The organism is Streptomyces sp. NPDC058864, from assembly GCF_042742985.1.
Lineage (GTDB): Bacteria > Actinomycetota > Actinomycetes > Streptomycetales > Streptomycetaceae > Actinacidiphila.
The window spans coordinates 1-1,384 of record NZ_JBHYMQ010000164.1 but is presented as its reverse complement, the minus strand read 5'-3'; the positions used below and the strand labels follow the sequence as shown (position 1 = coordinate 1,384).

The following is a 1,384-nucleotide window of genomic DNA, read 5'->3' as shown; positions in this document are numbered from 1 at the left end:
GGGACTGTAAAAAGAACGGTGTAACTCCCGATCAAGGAAGAACACCTGATGAGCGACGTGACTGCCTCTGTCGAGGCGGTTGAAGAGGTTCGGCCGGTCGAGCTGTCGGCGGACCTGCTGGATGACCAGTTGATCGGGCAGTTGGTCGACCGGGCCCGCGCTGGCGGGCTCCAGTTGACCGGCGAGGGCGGGCTCCTGCAGCAGCTGACCAAGCGCGTGCTGGAGTCCGCTCTGGAAGGCGAGATCACCGACCACCTGGGCTACGACAAGCACGACCCGGCCGGTACCGGCAGTGGGAACTCCCGTAACGGGGTGAGGTCCAAGACCGTGCTGACCGACGTCGGCCCGGTCGAGATCGCGGTGCCGCGGGACCGCGACGGCAGCTTCGAACCGCAGATCGTCAAGAAGCGTCAGCGGCGGCTGACCGGCGTCGACGAGATGGTGCTGTCGCTGTCCGCGCGGGGGCTGACGCACGGAGACATCTCCGCGCACCTGGCCGAGGTCTACGGCGCCAGCGTGTCCAAGCAGACCATCTCGACCATCACCGACAAGGTCATGGACGGGATGGCCGAGTGGCAGAACCGGCCGCTGGACCCGGTCTATCCGGTGATCTTCATCGACTGCGTGCACGTGAAGGTCCGCGACGGTCAGGTCGCCAACCGGCCGATCTATGTCGCTCTGGCGGTGACCGTGGACGGCACCCGCGACATCCTCGGCCTGTGGGCCGGCGACGGCGGCGAGGGCGCCAAGTACTGGCTTCAGGTCCTCACCGAGATCAAGAACCGCGGCGTCGAGGACGTGTGCATGGTCGTCTGCGACGGACTGAAGGGCCTGCCCGATGCGATCGGCACGGTCTGGCCGCAGGCGGTCACGCAGACCTGTGTGGTCCATTTGATCCGGGCGTCGTTCCGCTACGCGGGCCGCCAGGACTGGGACAAGATCTCCAAGGCGCTCAAGCCGATCTACACCGCACCGACCGCAAGCGCGGCCGAGGACCGCTTCCTGGACTTCCAGGAGGAATGGGGCGCGAAGTATCCGGCGATCGTGCGGCTGTGGGAGAACGCCTGGGCCGAGTTCGTGCCGTTCCTGCAGTTCGACACCGAGATCCGCCGCGTCGTCTGCACGACCAACGCGATCGAGTCGGTCAACGCCCGCATACGCAAGGCCGTCCGGGCCCGCGGGCACTTCCCCAACGAGGCCGCCGCCCTCAAGTGCGTCTACATGGCCCTCATGAGCCTGGACCCCACCGGTCAGGGCCGCAAGCGATGGACCATGCGCTGGAAGCCCGCCCTGCAAGCCTTCGACATCGCCTTCGACGGCCGACTCTCCCTCGGCCGCCGCTAACTCACACCACCCGAGTTACACCGTTCGTTGGACAGACCCG

Annotated in this window: 1 protein-coding gene; it reads left to right on the top strand. The window is 66.8% G+C overall.

The features are described from left to right. Nucleotides 1–48: 48 nt before the first annotated feature. Nucleotides 49–1,344, top strand: coding sequence for an IS256 family transposase (locus tag ACFW3D_RS42140; protein ID WP_500513795.1), 1,296 nt, complete (start codon nt 49–51; stop codon nt 1,342–1,344). Nucleotides 1,345–1,384: the final 40 nt, after the last annotated feature.